The organism is Bacillus sp. FSL K6-2431, from assembly GCF_038005165.1.
GTDB lineage: Bacteria > Bacillota > Bacilli > Bacillales > Bacillaceae > Bacillus > Bacillus pumilus.
On record NZ_JBBOSQ010000001.1, the window covers coordinates 2577646 to 2597584 of the forward strand.

Consider the following 19939-nt stretch of genomic DNA (forward strand, 5'->3'; position numbering starts at 1 on the left):
TTTTTGCTTTACCATTTAAAGCTTTTTGTTGCACCTTCTGCACCAAAGTTCAAGATGCTGACTTTGACATCGTAATCAATGGCTGCTTCTTGGAAGAGCCTATCCCACTCGGTACCATGCTGATTCCAATAGTCAGGATATTTCATACGGAATTGCTGGTTAAACAATATGGGATCAACGCCCACTTCTTTTTGCACATGATGGATCGCTTTTTGAATGCGTTCTTTAATGTTATGAGCAAAGATCCGCTCAAATCGTTTGATATACTGCTCATCGAATGAGTTTTCAGGAGGATATTGATCCTCAGACAATTTTCCATTTGTTTGTACGCTAATTTTAAAGGATACCTTTCCATTTTTCAGATAGGGCTCGACCTTCGTTTTTGCTTTTTTGATTTCATACGTTATCGGATAACCTTTGTAGGTGGCAGGTACAACGCCGCCTGAAATTCGGTTCATCACCCAGTTTAAAGATTGGACATCCTTCGCAGGGATGAAACCGATCAGCTTACGTGTTTTTCCGTGAATGATGCCTGCTCCATCATAAATAAGTTCACCGTCTATCGCATCTACACTTTGCACAAGGAAACTAACGCCCATCTGAAAGTAATCAGACGCTCTGCCAATACGTGTTGGCGGTGCGATCTTTCCGTTAAAGCTTCGATTTTTGGATGTTTCGAAGATATGCTCAACTGGGACCTTTTGCTGTGATTTCAATTTTTGGTTGACGACTTTTGACGCATCTCCTCGTGTCACGAGGAGATAGCTGCTGCGCCGAACCTCATCATCTCGAATAAAATGATTGAGTGTTCCTTGAATATCGTGATGCTCCGCCTGGGTTTTACCAAACAAAAAGATTTTCAGGTGATCACTATAGATCGGCGGGTCCTTCAAGGCGACATTACTGACAGCCTCCAGCACATTTTTTCCCTTCGAGACAACATTCACATAGCTGGGAGAATCGGCTTCTTGTGTTCCGCCTGTTTTCGGTACAAGGTTTTGGTAGGTCAGCTTAACGCCATCCTCGTCTTCCTCATCAATACCAACACCGCGTACAAACGATAGTTTTTCAATATCCTTTAAATCCCAGCATCCTGCTGATAGAAGAAAAAGGCAGCAGGAAAAAAAGAATAACAGTACACGCCTTCCTCTCATGCAGAACGACCTCCCCATTTTTTGCGTATCATCAGCAGAACAGCTGTAATAAAAGGAATGGCTAAAACCGCGAACAATGCGTAGCCGAGTAAAGTAGAGTAGTAAAAGACTTCATTGATATTTTTCGGAAATAAAGAGAGGGCAGAGGTAATCAAAAACAGCAGCCAAAGCAGTCTCGTTACATTGGTCGTCTTAAAGACTGTGTGGCATCCTTTAATGGCAAATTGGAAAAAGCCAAGCATGCAAATAAACTGCTGGCACGTCCAGATCGTCAGTAAAAAAATATCAAATCTTTCAATGAAGACCCCTTCAAGTTCTAGTGCTTGAATGAGTGAGACAGTGGGCCAGGTGAGGGATTTTGTTTCTCCCACTGTCATGGAGCCAATCACAATAAAAAGTGTGAGCGAGTACACGAGGGTTGTAATTCCAACTCCAATGGCAGCGGCCCATTTCGCCTTCGACCATTTGTCTTTATAAATGAGTGGTACAACAAACAAAATGACCTCAAAGCCTGTAAATTGAATAAATGTTTGAGAGAACAAATTACTGAAATCTTTAAACCCGTGCGCCATGACAGGACGTAAATAATCAAAATCAAATATTTTCAGACAAAACAGCATGAGCCCAATGTAAATGATCAAGGCGATGGGATAAATGTACGTGACCATTTTGACGACTGGAAAGATACCACTTTTCAAATGATAGATCGCCACGAGAAGAAAAATCATCACAATCACTGCCATGGGAGTCGATTCCAGCAGGAAAAATTGGACAACTTCCCCGAGTACACGCGCTTCAAAACCGACAATGCCTAGTAAATAGGCAATCAGCATTAAATTAAAGAACGTGCCAATGATGGCACCGGCTCCTTTTCTATTTGACTCAAAAATAGTATCCGGCGCATTTTTTTCAGCAATCCATCCTAACAAAAAAGCAACGAAAGCAAAGATGACTCCCTGTATTAATACAATGATCCAGCCATCAGGGAATCCTGAATTGGCAGAACTGCGAGGAATGGTTAAAATTCCAGCGCCTATCATTGTAGAGCTGCACAGAATGGTGACTTGTAACAATGATAGCTTCTCAGCTCTGTACATCGTTTAATCTCCTTGTCTTTTGAGATTTTTTATTTTTGCTGTTTTCGGTCTCGATTTAAATAGCCCAATTGGTAAACGTACGTACGTATCCTTTAAATCTGAAAACGGTGAAGACAAAACAGGTGTGAAATAGTCAAAACCAAAGGTCTTTAATTGCATCAGGTGACAAAGCACAAATAAATAACACATGATTAAGCCATATAACCCAAACATCGCTGAACTGAAAATAGCCATAAACCGCAAGATGCGTAGTGGGAAACTAAAGTCATAGGATGGTGCCGTAAAGTCAGCAAGTGCAGTCAGCGACACAATAATCACCATTAAGGCACTGACGATATTGGCTTGGACAGCCGCCTGACCAATGATGACGCCGCCAATGAGCCCAATTGTCTGCCCGATGGCTCTAGGAAGCCGAAGTCCAGCTTCCCGCAGCAGCTCTATCGTAAAAGACATAAGAATCGCCTCAACAACAGGAGGGAACGGAACATTCTGCCGGCTGCCTGCGATGGTGAGTGCCATCCGTGTGGGTAATAAGCCTGGATGATAAGAGACAAGTGCAATGTAAAGCCCAGGTAAAAAAATCGTGAGCAGCACGGCGATATAACGAAGTAAACGTAAAAGAGTCGCGCTAGTCCATCTCTGATAATAATCTTCAGGTGATTGCATCAAGGCTGTAAAGGTCATCGGTAAAATGAGCGCAAAAGGAGTGCCATCGAGTAAAATTGACACTTTTCCTTCAAGCACAGATGCAATCACTCGGTCAGGACGTTCTGTATTTTGAATCTGCGGAAAAATGGAGATGTGGCTGTCCTCAATTAGCTGTTCAATATAGCCGGTTTCAGGGATGTCATCCATTTTGATTTCGGTCATACGTGATAAAACATCTTCTACTAATTTAGGGTCAACAATATCACGAACGTACACAAGGGCTGCGGACTTCTTATTGCGAGTACCTACATTTACCTTTTGAATGACAAGGTTTGGGTCGTTTGCCCGCTCACGGATCAAAGCCGTGTTTTTTTCAAGATTTTCAATAAAACCGATCCGAGGCCCTCTTACAAGGACTTCCGATTGTGGCTCTTCTACTTCTCTAAATTGAAAAAGGTTCGTTTGGAGCGCAAGTGCTTGAGCCGCGCCATCTACAAATAAAATAGCCCTGCCGTTATATAACTGCTCGATGGCAAGGTTCATATCCTCCAGCACGTCATTTTGGATGCCAAAGAACGTTTTAGACAGGGCTGGAAGCGTACTAGAATCAACCTCGGTGATAGCCAGTTCCTTTTGCATGGGTGAAATGATTTGTTTGGAAATCATCTCAAATTCTGTGAGTCCTTCAACGTACATGAGACATGCAGAGATAGCAGAAGGGCCAAATGAAAATGAGTGGAACACGATATCATCACTTTTCCCAGCAAAGCTTTTGACGCGCTTGATGACGGACGCTATATCTTGTTCAATACGACTTTTCATAATACCTCACCCTCATGTCATGTTTTTTATAGAGTGACTCGGATGGTGGAGAATTATGCAAATAGAAAAAAGAGAATCCCTGCAAATAGGAATTCTCTCGTCTGTTTATCTCGCAAGCCACCCGCCATCAACCGCTAAAATATGACCGTTCATATAATCGGAGGCTGGTGAGCTAAGGAAAACAGCCGCACCGGCTAGATCCTCAGGCTTTCCCCAGCGCCCGGCAGGGATTCGTTTGAGAATCTCTTCATTTCGATTCTCATCGTCCCGAATGGCTTGCGTGTTATTGGTCGCAATGTAACCAGGAGCGATCGCATTCACTTGTATATGCTGGTTCGCCCATTCGTTTGCAAAAGCCTTCGTCAGCCCTGCGACTGCGTGTTTACTTGCTGTATAAGCGGGGACAAAGACGCCGCCTTGAAACGATAGAAGGGAGGCGATATTGACGATTTTCCCTTGCCCATTTTTCAGCATCTGCCGCCCAACCCTTTGGGTGAGGAAAAAGAGACTATTGATATTCACATCCATGACCGTATGCCAATCTTCCTCTGAATAATGAGCGGCCTGCTCTCTTTTAATGGTGCCAGCATTATTGATTAAAATATCGATCGTATGCTTTTGTAACATGGCATCGACAGCCTGCTTTGCAGTTTGAGGGTCGGAAAAGTCGACCTGAACCGCATGAAACGAGCGGCCCGCCTGTTCGACTAGCGCTTTCGTTTCCTCAAGCGGTGTGTGGTGGTATGTGCCGATAATATTTGCGCCTGACCTGGCAAGCGCCACAGCAATGCCCTGCCCAATGCCGGTTCCAGGGCCTGTCACAAGGGCTGTTTTGCCTTCAAGAGAAAAGAGGGACGCTACATAGGATGCTGTCGTCATCACATTACCTCAGCTGGTCCATTGGGACAAAGTCCATATCTTTGAACGTATAGTTCTCGCCCGCCATCGCCCAAATAAATGAATAATTCGCTGTACCCGAGCCTGAATGAATGGACCAGGCAGGAGAAATGACCGCTTCCTCATTGGCCACAACGAGGTGTCTTGTTTCAGATGGCTCCCCCATAAAATGAAAGACACGAGCATCTTCTTCGATATCAAGATATAAGTACACTTCCATACGTCGATCATGAATATGAGCGGGCATCGTATTCCACGTGTTATTGGTTTCCAGCTGAGTGATTCCCATCATGAGCTGACAGCTTTGGATGCCGTTTGCGTGGATGACTTGATACAGGTTTCGTACGTTTGAAGCAGACGCTTCCCCTAAGTGATTCGGTGTTAATTCAGCGATAGCTGCTTTTTGCGTAGGGTACGCTTGATGAGCCGTGGCGGATACAAGATAGAACTTGGCTCCCTCGCCGGATGAACTAGCAAACTGTACATCTTCGTGTCCAAGCCCAATATATAAGAAATCTTTGTGCTCCAGTACAAAGGCTTCACCATCGACAGTGACTGTTCCTTGACCGCCGACATTTACAATGCCGATTTCTCGTCTTTCAAGGAAATATTCTGTACGTAGAAAGTCGCCGGCATCTAATTTGAGCGGCTCTGCAGATGGCATGACTCCGCCAATCACCACGCGGTCCTCATGTGAATAGTAGAGCTTTAATTCACCGCTGACGAATAGTGTAGGAATATGAAAATGACGACGAAGTTCCTCTGTTGTAAAACGTTTGACCTGCTCAGGATGTACAGCATAACGATTTTCCATTTGAAATAAGCCTCCCTTTCCATCTGAAACAAAGTATGGGTATTTTATTTGGTATCGGTTTCAAGGAAAATTTTAGAGGAAAAAGAGCATGCCGTCAACCGTTATTTTGAAATCGCTTTCTTTTTGTTTATTTAAATGGTTTTTTGCCATCTCCAAGCAAAAAAATCTTCTAGAATTCAAGAAATTATGATATGCTCTTTTTAAGTTATTTGAAATCGGTTTCGAAACAAATGAGAAGACATTGATTGTGGGAGTTTTTTGAATGAAAGAGAAAAAGCAAACGAAAGTGACCATCAACGAAGTGGCCGCTTATGCAGGTGTTTCAAAATCAACTGTATCCAGATATATCAATGGCAGAACAAATGAAATTTCTACTGAAAAGGTCAAAAAAATTAAAAAAGCCATTGAGGAACTGCATTATCGTCCGAGTCAGCTCGCACAAGGTTTGAAAGTAAGAAAAAGCAAGGTCATTGGGTTCATTGTAGCCGACATTACGAACCCATTCTCTGTAGCGACACTTCGCGGAGTCGAAGAAATTTGTGATGAATATGGATACAGCATCATGGTATGCAACACAGATAACCGACCAGAAAAAGAACGAGAAATGCTCCTCAAGCTGAATGCACATTATATTGAAGGGCTCATCATCAATACGACAGGTCAGAACAATGACATTCTGCAGGATTTGAAGGAAAACGGTGTGCCGATTGTCCTTGTTGACCGGAAATTACCTGAACTAAAAGTCGACACAGTGACAACGAATAACCGTGATATCACCATCCAGTTGCTTCAACAAATGTATGAGAAAGGCTATGAGCACATCGCCTTCTTTACTGAACCGGTCGATGGAATCAGTCCTCGTGAAGAACGAAAAGAAGCATATGAACAGACAGCCATGAGTAAATATAAGAAGCCGCTCATTGCAGAAATTGATTTGAAACAAAAGGAACAACTGCGAGAAGAGCTTGTCCATTTTGTACAATCAAGCCAGCAAAAAAAAGCGATTTTAGCAGCCAATGGATTACTTATGCTGAAGCTGATCAGTGAGCTTGTAGAACTCGGGTTAAAGATTCCAGAAGATATAGGCATCGCAGGCTTTGATGATACAGAATGGTATAAGCTGATTGGGCCTGGAATCACAACGGTTGCCCAGCCATCTCATGAAATGGGGAAAGCCGCCATGCAAAAAATCAAGACTCGGCTTGAAGGGGATGAAAGTGCGCCCCAAACCATTCAGCTTGATGGAGAAATCATCGTAAGAAAATCCTTATAAACAGACAGAGAAGAGTATACATACGTGCATGCTCTCTCTTTTTCAACTGATTTGAAACCGGTACCAAGAAAGGGGAGAAATGAGTGAAAGCATTGGATGCGGTCACATTTGGGGAATCAATGGCGATGTTTTACGCAAAAGAAGCCGGAGAGCTTCATCAAGTGCATACATTTCAAAAGGCGCTTGCTGGTGCCGAAAGTAACGTGGCAGTCGGTTTGGCGAGGCTAGGTTTTGATGTGGGATGGATGAGCAAAGTCGGAGCAGATTCACTTGGCACATTTATTTTAGAAGAGCTTCAAAAAGAAGGAGTCGATACAAGTGCAGTGATCCGTTCAAATGATGGGTCTCAAACAGGGATTTTACTTAAATCCAAAGTGATGGATGGAGATCCTGACGTCACGTATTATCGCAAAGGCTCTGCTGCGAGCACAATGAGTCCTAGCGACTTTCCCGCGAATTATTTCAAACAGGCAGGACATCTCCATATGACAGGTATTCCACCTGCATTATCCAATGAAATGAGAGCGTTTTCTTTTCGTGCTCTTCAAAAGATGAAAGAAGCAGGCAAAACCATTTCATTTGATCCAAACCTTCGGCTGCAGCTATGGGAAGAGGAGGAAGATATGATCCATACAGTGAATCAGATCGCTTTTCAAGTAGATTGGTTTTTTCCGGGGCTTGCAGAAGGGCAAAGGCTCACAGGCTATCACGAGCCGGAAGAGATTGCCGATGTTTATTTGCAAAAAGGCGTCAAGCTTGTGGTCATTAAGCTCGGTGCAGAAGGTGCCTTTTATAAAAGTGCAGCCAGTCAGGGGATTGTGAGCGGCTTTTATGTGCCAAATGTCGTGGATACAGTCGGTGCCGGTGATGGGTTTGCCGTGGGGGTTATCAGCGGTTTACTGGACGGTTTATCATATGAAAAATCTGTGATAAGAGCCAATGCTGTAGGGGCTCTTGCGGTGATGTCTCCAGGCGATAAGGACGGCCTGCCTACTCGGGAAGAGCTTCAGGCCTTTATGAAAGACGCCAAACGATATCAGAGACGGGAATATATGAAGGGGGACGAAGGATATGGGAAAGTCAGCAAGTTTGAGCGTTAAAGAACATCTCGCGGCTTGTAAGCTGATCGCAGTGGTGAGAGCGGGGAGCGAAGCAGAAGGCATTGAGATCATAGAGCGTTTAAAGAAAAAGGGCGTTCGTGCCATTGAAGTGACGTATACCACGCCCAATGCGGAACGCATCATCGCATCCTTTCAGCATGAGCAAGATCTGATTGTAGGAGCGGGCACAATCACCACCCTTCAGCAGGCGCAATCAGCCATTGACGCAGGCTCGCAATTTATTGTCAGTCCAGGGTATCTCCCTGTCATTGGAGAGCATCTCTCATTTCACGACACACTCTATGTACCAGGTGTCCTCACCCCAAGTGAAATCATGCAGGCAAAAGCAGCTGGATACTGCTTGCTCAAGCTTTTTCCAAGCGGCTCCTTCGGTTTATCCTATATGAAAAACTTACAAGGCCCATTTCCAGACATTGAATTTATTCCAACGGGTGGGATTCATCCAGCTGATGTGCCAAAATGGCTGAAAGCAGGCGCAGTGGCTGTAGGGGTCGGAAGTCAGCTGGAGAGCAGTACAGCAGAAGAATTACAAGCGGTTCTTTCTTCATAAATAAGCGCTATCAAATGAACAACTGGCAGATGGATGCCGGTTGTTTGTTCGTTTATCTGACATAACAGCAGGTGAATGCTGACTCTTCACGTACAATATTTGTGAAGGAGTGATAGATGTGTACATTCAACAAGATACACTCACGGATGGACAAATAGAGCAGCTGATTACCGCTCATATAGAAGAAATGAAAGAGCATTCCCCGCCAGAAAGCATTCATGCCCTTCCGTTAGCTGATTTGAAAAAGCAAGATGTCACAGTGTGGAGTGTGCGGGATGGAGAAGAGCTTCTTGGCTGCGGAGCGTTAAAGGAGCTGTCAAGTGATCACGGCGAAATCAAATCCATGAGGACCGCAGCTCACCATATGCGAAAAGGTGTAGCAAGGTATATGCTGAACCATCTTCTCCAAGAGGCAAAAAGGCGCGGCTATTCACGTATCAGCTTAGAGACAGGTGCGATGTCTTTCTTCGAGCCAGCAAGAAAACTATATGAGAGTGTTGGGTTTTATATTTGTCCGCCTTTCGGTTCATATCACGAAGATCCAAACAGTTTATTTATGACAAAGGAATTATAGAGGTTGAGAGAGTATGCTTATAAGCAGCTCTTTTTTTATGCGCAATTTTTGAAAGGGGGAGGATGTGGTGAAAGTATCAAAGTGGATCGGGGTGGGCGCCTTTCTCACTTTTTGTGTCGTATCTGTCATTTTTTTAACATCATTAGGTCAAGATTTATTTAAAATTGAGAGCGCTTCCGAAAAAGCGTCAACAACCTATCAATATCACTTTGTCCTTGTACCGGAGGAGCTTGATAACGAATATTGGCAGCTAGTACAAAAGGGAGCTGCTGATGCGGCAGCCGCTCATCACGTGTATTTAGAATATTTGGGTCCGAAGCAAGCCGATATAGACGACCATTTGAAAACCATTGATATGGCAATCGCAGGGCATGTCGATGGCATTATGACACAGGGACTTGATGCGAAAAAATACAAACCGCTTTTTCAGAAGGCGAGGGAAAAGGGCATTGATGTTGTCACCGTTGATACGGATGCAGAGGGGAGCAAGCGTCAAGTGTATGTAGGCACGGACAATTATTATTCTGGCTTTATCGCAGGACAGGCACTCATCGCAGATACAAAAGGCGAACAGTATGTAGGAATTGTCACAGGCAGGCTTGATGCCGTTCATCAAAAGCAGCGCGTCAAAGGGTTTCGAGATGCCGTCGCCGCTGAAAAACGCATTCATATTGCTGGAATAGAAGAATCAGCCATTACCAAATCAGGGGCCTCCGGTGCCGCGTATAAACTATTAAACGATCATGCGAAGCTCACCGCATTTTACGGCACGAGTGCATTAGATGGTGCAGGGATTATTCAAGCAACAGCGCAATATCAATCGTCCACAGATATCTATGTACTCGCATTTGATACGTTGCCAGATACGATTCAGGCGCTCGATGATGGAGAGATTGATGCAGTCGTTGTTCAGCACCCTTATGAAATGGGCTATCAAGCAGTGGAATCGCTTGTGCGTTTGCAAAAAGGTGAAAAAGAAGAACCGCTTCAGTACACAGGAACGAGTGTGATTCGGCGCGAGGATCTGCCGCTGCAGCAAACAGACAGAAGGCAGGGGGTGCAGCCGTGAGAAGGATTCGAAGTAAATTGCTACTGGCATTTTTGACCCTTGTGTTCCTTGGCAATGTGGCCGCTTTTTTCGTCTATTGGAGCAGCTCGAATATCACATCAGAATATAGCAGAAGCTTTCGTTCTTTTCTCCTGCTTAATGATATATCGACAGAGGCAAAAACGATGTATGAAAAGGTCAATGCGTATGCGATTGAAAAGGATCAGCAGTTTGCCAAAGAATATCTAGCTTCAAAACAAAAAATGAAATCCTACGACCAGGCATTGCGAAAAGATGCCGGGCTTCATGCGGCCATTCCTTCTATCGAAAAATACCAATATATGATGCGGACGCTCATCAATGAAAGTGATGCGACCATGACACATGTAAAAGAAGGGAAAATCAAAGAATATGCAGCAAGTGTGAAGGAAGTAAGAACCGTCTCCTCCTACATACAAGAGCAAACGATGACCCTGCTTGATGATGAATTGTCTGAGTATCAAGTACTCTATCAATCTCTGCAAAAAAGACACCAAACCTATGCGCTCTTTACCCTATGTTTGTTTACGCTGTCCATTGGGGTCGCCTTATGGATGGCGTATATGATTGCTGGCGGGATATCAAGACCGATCGTCCATCTCTCTCGAAGCGTAAAGGAAGTATCAGAAGGAAACTTTGATGGAGCGAACTTGCATGTCACCTCAAAGGATGAAATTTCTGTATTAAATGAGGCTTTTCAGCGAATGCGACAAGAGATGAAAATGATGATTGAAGAGATGAAACAAAAGGCAGCCTTAGATCAAAAAATCAAAGACATGAAGCTGAAAACGCTGCAAAACCAAATGAACCCACATTTTTTATTTAATACCTTAAACATCGTCTCACGCATGGCTTACTTAGAATCAGCGGATGCCACATCGAGGTTGATCCAATCTGTTTCCACTCTCATGCGTTATTCGCTGTCAGCTCTCAGTGCATCCGTTACGCTCGAACAAGAAGTAAAAGTGGTCAAAGAATATTTTCATATACAAGAAACGAGATTTGCCGATCGTATCACATGCAAAACGATCATAGATGAATCGTGTTTATCTGTACATATCCCAAGTCTCACCTTACAGCCGCTTGTTGAAAATGCCTTTATTCATGGCGTCGAACCAAAGGAGGAAAACGGGCTTGTCGAACTCTCGATCTATCAAGAAGGCGGCTATGTGATGATTCGGATTCGGGACAATGGGATGGGAATCAACGAACAAGAGAAAAGGAGATTGCTATCAGAAAAAGAAGAGGAAGATCCAAACATCTTGAGTAAAGGGCACTCGACAGGGATCGGTCTTCGCAATGTGATGTCAAGGCTGCATTTGTTTTATGGGGTAAAAGATGCCCTGCAAATTGACTCAAAGCCAAACGAAGGCACCACCATTCAATTGGCTATTCCGATGAAGGAGGGACCATCATGCTGAACGTGCTGATTGTGGATGATGAAAAAATAGAACGGCTAGCGATGCGGAAGTTCATGACGGATTGGCTTCCAGAGTGTCATATCGCAGGAGAAGCTGAAAATGGAAAGAAAGCGGTTGAATTCGTGCGAACTGAGCCCGTTCATCTTGTGCTCATGGATATTCAGATGCCGGGAATGGATGGACTCACAGCGATCAAGCAAATCAAAGCGAGCAGCCCTCATACAAAATTTATTATGCTGACAGCCTACGATACGTTTGATTATGCCAAGCAAGCGATGCAAGAAGGGGTGAAGCAATACCTCGTCAAACCGGCTGACAAAGATGAAACCATCGCCGCCATTCGCACGGTTGCGGCAGAGATTCAGCAGGAGGCGTCTCAGCGGCAGGCGATGGCGGCCGGTCAGCAGTCAAATTGGCTTGAAGCTCATGTCATAAACGGTCAATCCTATACCTCAACGGAGTTTCAACAACTGTTTCATGAATTCGAAGCAGGTCTTGTCATCGCTGTACAGCGGACAATCGGGGATCAGCTGTTGATTGATTTACAGACATCTCCCCTTTTTCATACAGTGCCGATTCAGGTGAGTGGTGAGCTGTTTACATGTCTTATTTATCGTCACCAAGCGCCTGGTCAGTTAAAGGCAGATGTCCTGCAGGCGATTCGAACTGCCACAACAAGCGATCAGCCTTCACCTGTCGTTGGCATAGGACACCCGGTCTCAAATCCGCTTTATCTTCAGAAAAGTGCAGCAGAGGCGAAGCTTGCCTATTATCAGCGGAAAAAGAGCCCCGGCGTTGTTCGTTATGGTTTTTACCAAACAGAAGAACAGTCTCATCCATTGATCCATCTGCCTGAGCTTGCAGACGATATGATGCAGGCAATGGAAGAAGGGAGAAGAGAGGATGCGCTCGCTTTATTCGATGCCTTTGAGCTAGAGGGGGCGACCCTGTCACAACTAAAAGAGCTGCTGATTTTATTTAAATCACGGCTCCGAACAGACTGGCCAATATTAACGATCAGCACCGCTGCTGAATGCCGTCAGTGCTGTGAATATTTATTTGACGTGTACGAAGCAAGAAACCAGACTGTGAATGATATCGAGCGGGCAAAGCGCTACATCAAAACGCATTTTTGTGAACAGATCACGCTGGAGCAGACTGCCGCCTATGTTGATTTAAGTCCAACCTATTTCACAAAACGGTTTAAAGACGAGACAGGGCTGACATTTAAAGAGTATGTGACGACCTGCCGGCTGGATAAAATCAAAAAGCTTCTCAAAGACAGCTCGCTTAGTTTAAAAGAAATTACCTATCAGGCAGGATATACAGACCCCAATTACGTCAGCCGTGTGTTTAAGAAGATGGTGGGTTGTTCAACGAAGGAATATCGAAAACAGACCGTAAAAAAATGAAGAATTTCATAAAAAAGTGAAGAAGTTTGCCTAAAAAAAAGAAAGGATCTGCCATTATACTTATTATGATAACGCTTACAAAAATGAGGATGGGGGATCAATCATGAAGGTTAAATTAGGCTTTACGCTGTTAGTACTCTGTATGCTTATCGTCACTGCCTGTAGTTCATCGACGAGCTCAGATGCGAAAAAAGAGGGCGGAGCAGAGAAGCTCGACATTTTCTCTTGGTGGACTGGAGCAGGTGAGGAGGACGGACTGAAAGCACTCATTCAATTGTTTGAAGAGAAAAATAAAGACATCCCAATTGAAAATGCAGCCGTCGCAGGTGGTGCTGGTACAAATGCAAAGGCTGTTCTGACTAGCCGGATGCAAGGAAATGACCCGCCAGCTACATTCCAAGTACATGGCGGAGCGGAGCTGAATGAGAGCTGGGTCGCAGCAGGCAAAATGGAGCCTCTGGATGATCTATATGAAAAAGAAGGCTGGAAGGACAAATTTCCAGAATCACTCATCGACCTTGTCAGCAAAGATGGGAAAATCTATTCAGTACCAGTGAATATTCACAGGGGCAATGTGCTTTGGTATAACAAGAAGGTATTTGACGATGCAGGCTTAGAGCCACCAACGACCTTTGATGAATTTTTCAAAACAGCAGATGCATTAAAGAAAAAAGGCATTACACCGCTCGCACTTGGGGATAAAGAGCCTTGGGCAGCAACACATTTGTTTGAGAGTGTGCTGCTCGGCGTTTTAGGCGCTGACGGTTATCAAAAGCTTTGGGCTGGCGACATGAAAATTGATGACGCAAAAGTGAAGGAAGCGGCAGACATCTTTGGACGTATGCTTGAATACGTCAATGATGACCACAGCTCACGTAACTGGCAGGATGCCTCGCAGCTCGTAGCAAAAGGAGACGCTGCAATGAATGTCATGGGCGACTGGGCGAAGGGGTACTTTGTGAATGATCTGGATCTGAAGGTGAATAAAGACTTTGGATACGTGGCGACTCCTGGCACAGAGGGAAGCTTTATGGTGATCACCGATACATTTGGACTGCCGAAGGGCGTGAAACAGCCAGAAAACGTGAAGAAATTCTTATCTGTCTTAGGATCTGTGGAAGGACAGGATGCATTTAATCCGCTGAAGGGATCGATTCCAGCACGTGTGGATGCAGATGTTTCTAAATATGATGAATACGGAAAATCGGCGATGAAGGCATTTAAAGAATCAAAGCTGGCGCCGTCTCTCGCACATGGTTCAGCTGCTGAAGAAGGGTTTGTGACAAAAGCGAATCAAGCCGTCAATATCTTCGTCACACAAAAAGACAGCAGCCAGTTTGTTTCATCTTTAAAAGATTCAATGAAATAAAGACGAGGAGGCGGCGACTAAGCACCGCCTCTTTTTTAAAAAGGAGTGTAGCTTCATGCGTATGGATACATCGCCGATCACAAAAGCAGCAACACCCAAAGTCAAACGTGTGCGGAAAAAATGGAGTGGGGATCAGCTGCTTGCGCTTCTATTTTTAGCCCCGTCGGCTGTTTTATTATTCATCTTTGTTTACGGCTTTATTGGCTGGACAGGGTATGTGTCATTATCAAATTGGACCTCGCTTGTTCCTGATTTCTCTTTCGCAGGTCTTCAAAACTATATGATGCTGTTTCAAGATTTCCGCTTTCAGTCAGATCTTCGAAACACGGTCTTTTTCACTCTATTCTTTATTGGAGCCGTTATTGCCTCTGGGCTCGCACTTGCGATTTTACTAGATCAGAAGATCAAGGGTGAATCTCTATTTCGGAATTTATTTTTCTTTCCAATGGCCCTTTCCTTCGTTGTGACAGGGGTCGTCTGGCAATGGATTTTAAACCCGTCCACAGGGGTGAATCTATTTTTAAAGACGCTTGGTATCCAGCCTAAGTGGTACACGGATACGAACATTTTAGCTGGATTTGTCTGGGGGAAAATTGAGTTTGGTGTCCCTGCAGCAATGATTGCAGTCGTGATTGCAGCTGTTTGGCAGATGACTGGATTTTCTCTAGCAATGTATTTGGCGGGTTTGAGAGGCATTCCAGAGGAAGTAAGAGAGGCTGCTAGAATGGATGGCGCAACCGAGTGGCAGATTTACTGGAAGATTATTTTTCCTCTATTAAAACCGATTACTGCAAGTGTCATTATCATCATGGCTCATATTTCATTAAAGATTTTCGATTTGATTTACTCGATGACAGGACCGGGTGCAAACTTTGTCACAGATGTTCCGGGCGTTTACATGTTTGAAATGACCTTTAGAGGAAACCATTATGCAGGCGGTGCCGCCATCGCGATTGTGATGCTGATCTCTGTTGCGGTCTTTATCGTGCCATATCTCCTGTCGAGCCGGAAGGGGGCGTCATCATGACAGCTAGATGGTTTGTCCGTCCAGTCCTTTATGCTTTATTGATTTTGTGCAGTCTGTTTTTTCTGATGCCAGTCTATGTCATGCTCGTCACAAGCTTGAAGCCATTAGGTGAAGTGACCCTTGAGAAAATGTGGGCGCTGCCGTCAACACTCGATTTTTCAAGCTATCAAATCGCATTTGAAAAGCTAGCGCCCAATTTAATGAATTCTCTTTATCTAGTCATTCCGGCTACCTTATTGTCAGCTGTCTTAGGGGCGATGAATGGCTATGTCCTATCAAAATGGCGTTTCAAAGGATCAGAAGTGGTCTTTACGCTGATGCTGTTTGGAATGTTTATTCCATATCAAAGTATCCTCATTCCACTCATTCAATTTTTACGCGAAGTCGGATTGTATAATTCGATTCCAGGTTTGGTGCTTGTCCATGTCGTATATGGACTCCCAATCACAACGCTCATGTTTAGAAACTTCTATGTGAGCATTCCTGATGAAATGATTGAATCGGCAAAAATGGACGGCGCAGGGTTTATCGGGATTTTCAGACATATGATTCTTCCGCTTTCGATCACAGGATTTGTTGTAGTCGCCATTTGGCAGTTCACAAATGTGTGGAATGAGTTCTTATTTGCAGTCACGATGACCACTGCGGAGCATCAGCCAGTGATGGTTGCCTTGCAAAATCTATCGGGCAGTCAAATTGTGCAATGGAACGTCCAAATGGCAGGGGCAATATTGGCCGCATTGCCGACACTCTTGGTCTATATTCTGCTCGGAAAATACTTTGTCAAAGGGCTTCTCGCAGGCTCTGTTAAAGGATGAAACATTTTAGTGTTATCGTTTTCATTTGGTGTACTGAAAGGATTGACTTCTCTTTAGATAGCGTCATAATAAAAGTTGAGACTTGCTAGTTTTCATCAAGCCTTACAAGGATTATCAAAGGGTAGCAAAGGGAGGAGTCATCCTGAATGAAGCAGTCACCAATTTTTTTACTGCCTGAATTGAAGGAGAGAATATGGGGAGGTACAGCCTTAAGAGATCAATTTGGCTATGATATTCCTTCTGATCAAACGGGAGAATGCTGGGCAATTTCTGCTCATCCAAACGGACCAAGTGTCGTGCAAGACGGTCCATATAAAGGGAAAACGCTGATCGAACTATGGGACAATCACAGAGAATTGTTCGGGGGAATAGAAGGCGATCGATTCCCGCTGTTAACCAAAATTTTAGATGCAAACCAGGACTTATCCGTTCAAGTTCATCCAGATGATGATTATGCGGAAAGACATGAAAATGGCGAGCTTGGAAAAACAGAGTGCTGGTATATCATTGACTGCAAAGAAGGAGCAGAAATGATCTATGGGCACAATGCAAGAACAAGAACTGAGCTTGTGACCATGATGAACAGTGGAGATTGGGAAGGTCTTTTACGTCGTGTGAAGATAAAGCCTGGTGATTTTTATTATGTGCCAAGCGGTACCATTCATGCGCTTTGCGAAGGAACGCTTGTCCTCGAAACGCAGCAAAGCTCAGATACCACCTATCGGGTATATGATTATGAACGAAAAGATCAGAATGGCAATGAACGTGAACTTCATTTTGCGCAAGCCATTGATGTCACAACGGTTCCCCATGTAGACGGGTATGCAGATGAATCAGTTGAAACACGCCGTGGGCTGACCATTCGAACGTTTGTTGAAGCAGAGTATTTCTCTGTGTATAAATGGGAAATTGATCAAGCAGTGGAGCTTTCGCAAGATTATTCATTTTTGCTGTGCAGTGTAATTAGCGGGGAAGGGGCTCTAACGCATGATGGACATACATATCCATTGCCTAAAGGAGCTCATTTTATCCTGCCAGCTGAAACAGGAAGCTTCTCAATTGAAGGAACTTGTGAGCTGATTGTATCGCATATATAAAGAAAAAGAGGACTTTGAAGGGGTCCTCTATTTTTCTATTGCATAAATGACTTGAAAGAGTACTTGTTTTTGTCGATAAAGAGATTAGTAGACTATTATGCAAAGTAAGAGAGGGACAGTGAACGTGAAAAAAACCATCAAGATTATGTTACTCGCAGCTGCCTTTGGTATGACAATACAGACGGGCAAAGAAGTGCAAGCAGCCTCCTATGTCGATCAATCCATTTACACGATGAACACCTCAAAGGTATTTACAACAGAATCAGAAGTAAAAAAAGCAGTGGAAACATTGAAGAAGGACAAAAAGTGGACAGCCACTTATCAAACCTCAGGAAACACGTCGACCTATCAGCTCACTGCCTCAGGATATGAGTCACAAGCAGCAGCGAGTGCAAGTGCAGCTGCATTAAAAAAAGAGACGGGTATGAGCGGTACGGTGTCGCCAGTAGGTGACCGCCTTCCATTACAAAAGGTCGTATCTGACCCCGTCAATGATGAAGCTCAGGCGAAAAAGCTCTCACTCGAGCTAACGAAAACATCAGGACTCAATAGCACCTATGAAGTTATCAATCAAAGCAGACCTTCTTATCAGGTCATTTCAGGGACCATTGATTCTGAAACGAAAGTCAAAAATATTCAAACCGAATTACAAAAGCAGGCCGGTGTCACTAGTACATACCAAACTGAAAACAAAGCAGGCACTGTGTATCAGCTGATTTCAGGCGGTATCGTTGGGCAAAGTAAGGCGAATACGATCCTGCAAGGCTTTCAAAAAGAGTCTGGTTTAAAAGCGGTGCTTCAAACGGTGACAGCAGGCAAGCCATATTACATCGTCACATCAGCTACACAAGTGAGCCAGTCAAAAGCACAGACGCTTCTTACCCAGCTCCAAAGAGAAGCGAAGATCAGCGGGAAGATTCAAAAGACAGGCGCTTTAAAAAATGTGTATCGCTTGGAATCAGGCTATTTCAAAGACAACAAACAAGCATCCTCAGCTGCGGCCCAGATTAAGAAACAAACCGGCGCTACAGGGACTGTGCAGCGAGTGGGAAAAACAAAAAATTATATCGTGAAGCTCAATCAACTGAACGATACAGCATACGGAAAAACGGTGGCCTTTTTCAAGAAAAAGAAATGGCGCTACACATCAAAAAAGATCTCTTCTACACAGCCATATCAAGTAGTGACTGGAAACCTATTGGGAGATGATCAAGCGAAAAAAGCAGCAGCTTTCTTCCAAAAGAAAAAGGTATCAGCGACAACGAAAAAAACAGGTAAAGCATCTGACAGCACGTATCGACTTGTCGTCAATCAATCAGCGGAGCAAGCCAAAATAAATAAAGGTGCCGCATATTTAAAAACGCAGAAAGTGACAAGCAGCATTACAACTGGTAAGGGCCAAGCTGTCAGCAAAACGTATAGCCTCAAGACAACACCTGTATATGAGCAAAGTAAAGTCAAGCAGGCTCAAGAGATTATCAAGAAAAATGGCGTTGCCAGCAGTACAAAAACGTTGACAGAAGCGGTTAAACAATACCGGATCACGACAGAGCCGACGGTGAATCAGACTAAACTGAATCAAGCGCTAAGCTATTTAACGAAACAAAAAATGAAAGCAGCTGCTCAAAAAACAGGGACAACTGATTATGGTCAATATCAGATCAAAACAGGTGCCATCTCAACAGCTGCATTGCGCGATCAAGGCATGGCATTTTTCAAAAAACGGAATGAATCAGCTGCCTATCAAACAACAACGAAACCAACCTACAAAATCAACATTACGCAGCAATTCACAGGATTACCAACTGTAAATGCAGCGATTGCTTTTGTGAAAAGTCAATATGGCTGGACAGCTACAGCTGTAAAAATTAAAAATGGCCCAATGGTCATGCAAACGAACTACAACCTCACTGTCAATGAGATGGTGAACAAGCAAATGAAGGTGTCACCACAGACAGATGGTGCAGCCTATGTCTATGCACCATATGTTGACACGGCGACGTCAACTGTGAATACGGACGGCTTAAATGTTCGTTCGACACCTGATTCGAGCTCTGCGAGCAACATCGTGGCGCAGCTGAATAAAGGAGCAAAAGTGAAACAGCTTGGGAAAGAAGGAAACTGGATCAAGATCAGCCTTGGCTGGAGAAATGCAAGCTCAGCAGAGGTGCAAAAATATGTAGACCCAGCCAATATTGCTGAGGGCACTCAATCTTATTTTCAATTTCTGAAACTCTCTGAAGCTGCGAATCTCAATCCGGCAGAAGTCAATTCAAAGATTCTAGCAGGCAAAGGGATTCTTGCAGGTAAAGGACAAGCCTTTATTACGGCAGCGAAAACGTATCATATCAACGAAATTTATCTCATTTCTCACGCGTTGCTTGAAACAGGTAACGGAGGTTCCATTTTAGCGAATGGTACGATGTTTAATGGAAAGAAAGTATATAATATGTATGGCATTGGCGCATACGACAGCAATCCGAATTACCTCGGTGCAAAATATGCGTATGAACAGCAATGGTTCACGCCAGAGGCAGCCATTATTGGCGGGGCAAAATTCATTGGCAACAGCTATATCAATCACGCCACATACAAACAAGATACGATTTATAAAATGCGCTGGTCTAGTTCAGCGACTCATCAATATGCAACAGATATTGGCTGGGCATATAAGCAAGTCACTCGTATGTATAGCTTGTATAACTTACTTGATAACTATACGCTCTATTACGATATCCCGGTTTATAACAAATAAAAA

Annotated in this window: 17 protein-coding genes; 12 read left to right on the plus strand and 5 right to left on the minus strand. The window is 44.0% G+C overall.

Going from position 1 to position 19939, the window contains the following annotated elements; all coding sequences use genetic code 11:
• Positions 1-8 precede the first annotated feature (8 nt).
• The 5 genes from MHH40_RS12885 to kduI form a co-directional block, all read right to left on the minus strand.
• Complete coding sequence (locus tag MHH40_RS12885) at positions 9-1154, minus strand: Ger(x)C family spore germination protein (protein ID WP_340901165.1); 1146 nt, start codon at positions 1152-1154, stop codon at positions 9-11.
• Positions 1151-2251 (minus strand): GerAB/ArcD/ProY family transporter, encoded by a 1101-nt coding sequence (locus tag MHH40_RS12890; RefSeq protein WP_050944387.1) that lies wholly within the window; start codon positions 2249-2251, stop codon positions 1151-1153. Before MHH40_RS12890 ends, MHH40_RS12885 begins: the two co-directional genes overlap by 4 nt.
• Positions 2252-2254: 3 nt before the next feature.
• Positions 2255-3721 (minus strand): spore germination protein, encoded by a 1467-nt coding sequence (locus MHH40_RS12895; RefSeq protein WP_050944386.1) that lies wholly within the window; start codon positions 3719-3721, stop codon positions 2255-2257.
• A 105-nt stretch (positions 3722-3826) separates the two neighbouring features.
• On the minus strand, positions 3827-4600 hold the full coding sequence (gene kduD / locus MHH40_RS12900) for a 2-dehydro-3-deoxy-D-gluconate 5-dehydrogenase KduD (protein ID WP_340901167.1): 774 nt from the start codon (positions 4598-4600) through the stop codon (positions 3827-3829).
• A gap of 4 nt (positions 4601-4604) precedes the next feature.
• Positions 4605-5432, minus strand: coding sequence for a 5-dehydro-4-deoxy-D-glucuronate isomerase (kduI, locus tag MHH40_RS12905; RefSeq protein WP_003212793.1), 828 nt, complete (start codon positions 5430-5432; stop codon positions 4605-4607).
• Between the two features lie 262 nt (positions 5433-5694).
• Here kduI and MHH40_RS12910 point away from each other — a divergent pair, with 262 nt between their 5' ends.
• From MHH40_RS12910 to MHH40_RS12965, 12 genes are all read left to right on the plus strand, one after another.
• The gene (locus tag MHH40_RS12910) at positions 5695-6705 is read left to right on the plus strand and encodes a LacI family DNA-binding transcriptional regulator (RefSeq protein ID WP_050944382.1); all 1011 of its coding nucleotides are present in this window, start codon (positions 5695-5697) and stop codon (positions 6703-6705) included.
• An 83-nt stretch (positions 6706-6788) separates the two neighbouring features.
• Positions 6789-7805, plus strand: a complete 1017-nt coding sequence (locus tag MHH40_RS12915; protein WP_309216008.1) for a sugar kinase — start codon at positions 6789-6791, stop codon at positions 7803-7805.
• Positions 7777-8376 carry a bifunctional 4-hydroxy-2-oxoglutarate aldolase/2-dehydro-3-deoxy-phosphogluconate aldolase gene (locus MHH40_RS12920; RefSeq protein ID WP_340901168.1) on the plus strand — a complete coding sequence of 200 codons (600 nt, stop codon included), beginning with the start codon at positions 7777-7779 and terminating at the stop codon, positions 8374-8376. Before MHH40_RS12915 ends, MHH40_RS12920 begins: the two co-directional genes overlap by 29 nt.
• Before the next feature lie 118 nt (positions 8377-8494).
• Entirely contained in the window at positions 8495-8950 is a 456-nt protein-coding gene (locus tag MHH40_RS12925; RefSeq protein ID WP_050944379.1) for a GNAT family N-acetyltransferase, read from the plus strand.
• Positions 8951-9017: 67 nt separating this feature from the next.
• Entirely contained in the window at positions 9018-10019 is a 1002-nt protein-coding gene (locus MHH40_RS12930; protein ID WP_340901169.1) for a sugar-binding protein, read from the plus strand.
• Positions 10016-11458: a sensor histidine kinase gene (locus MHH40_RS12935; RefSeq protein ID WP_310025561.1), complete on the plus strand. Its 1443-nt coding sequence runs from the start codon at positions 10016-10018 to the stop codon at positions 11456-11458. The genes MHH40_RS12930 and MHH40_RS12935 overlap by 4 nt, the downstream gene beginning before the upstream one ends.
• Positions 11452-12870 (plus strand): response regulator, encoded by a 1419-nt coding sequence (locus MHH40_RS12940; RefSeq protein WP_340901170.1) that lies wholly within the window; start codon positions 11452-11454, stop codon positions 12868-12870. Before MHH40_RS12935 ends, MHH40_RS12940 begins: the two co-directional genes overlap by 7 nt.
• A 103-nt stretch (positions 12871-12973) precedes the next feature.
• On the plus strand, positions 12974-14239 hold the full coding sequence (locus MHH40_RS12945) for an ABC transporter substrate-binding protein (RefSeq protein WP_340901172.1): 1266 nt from the start codon (positions 12974-12976) through the stop codon (positions 14237-14239).
• Positions 14240-14300: 61 nt separating this feature from the next.
• Positions 14301-15266, plus strand: coding sequence for a carbohydrate ABC transporter permease (locus MHH40_RS12950; protein WP_050944699.1), 966 nt, complete (start codon positions 14301-14303; stop codon positions 15264-15266).
• Positions 15263-16084 (plus strand): carbohydrate ABC transporter permease, encoded by an 822-nt coding sequence (locus tag MHH40_RS12955; RefSeq protein WP_050944374.1) that lies wholly within the window; start codon positions 15263-15265, stop codon positions 16082-16084. The genes MHH40_RS12950 and MHH40_RS12955 overlap by 4 nt, the downstream gene beginning before the upstream one ends.
• Positions 16085-16230: 146 nt before the next feature.
• Entirely contained in the window at positions 16231-17181 is a 951-nt protein-coding gene (gene manA, locus MHH40_RS12960; RefSeq protein ID WP_003212875.1) for a mannose-6-phosphate isomerase, class I, read from the plus strand.
• Positions 17182-17305: 124 nt separating this feature from the next.
• Positions 17306-19936: an N-acetylglucosaminidase gene (locus MHH40_RS12965; RefSeq protein WP_340901174.1), complete on the plus strand. Its 2631-nt coding sequence runs from the start codon at positions 17306-17308 to the stop codon at positions 19934-19936.
• Positions 19937-19939 lie beyond the last annotated feature (3 nt).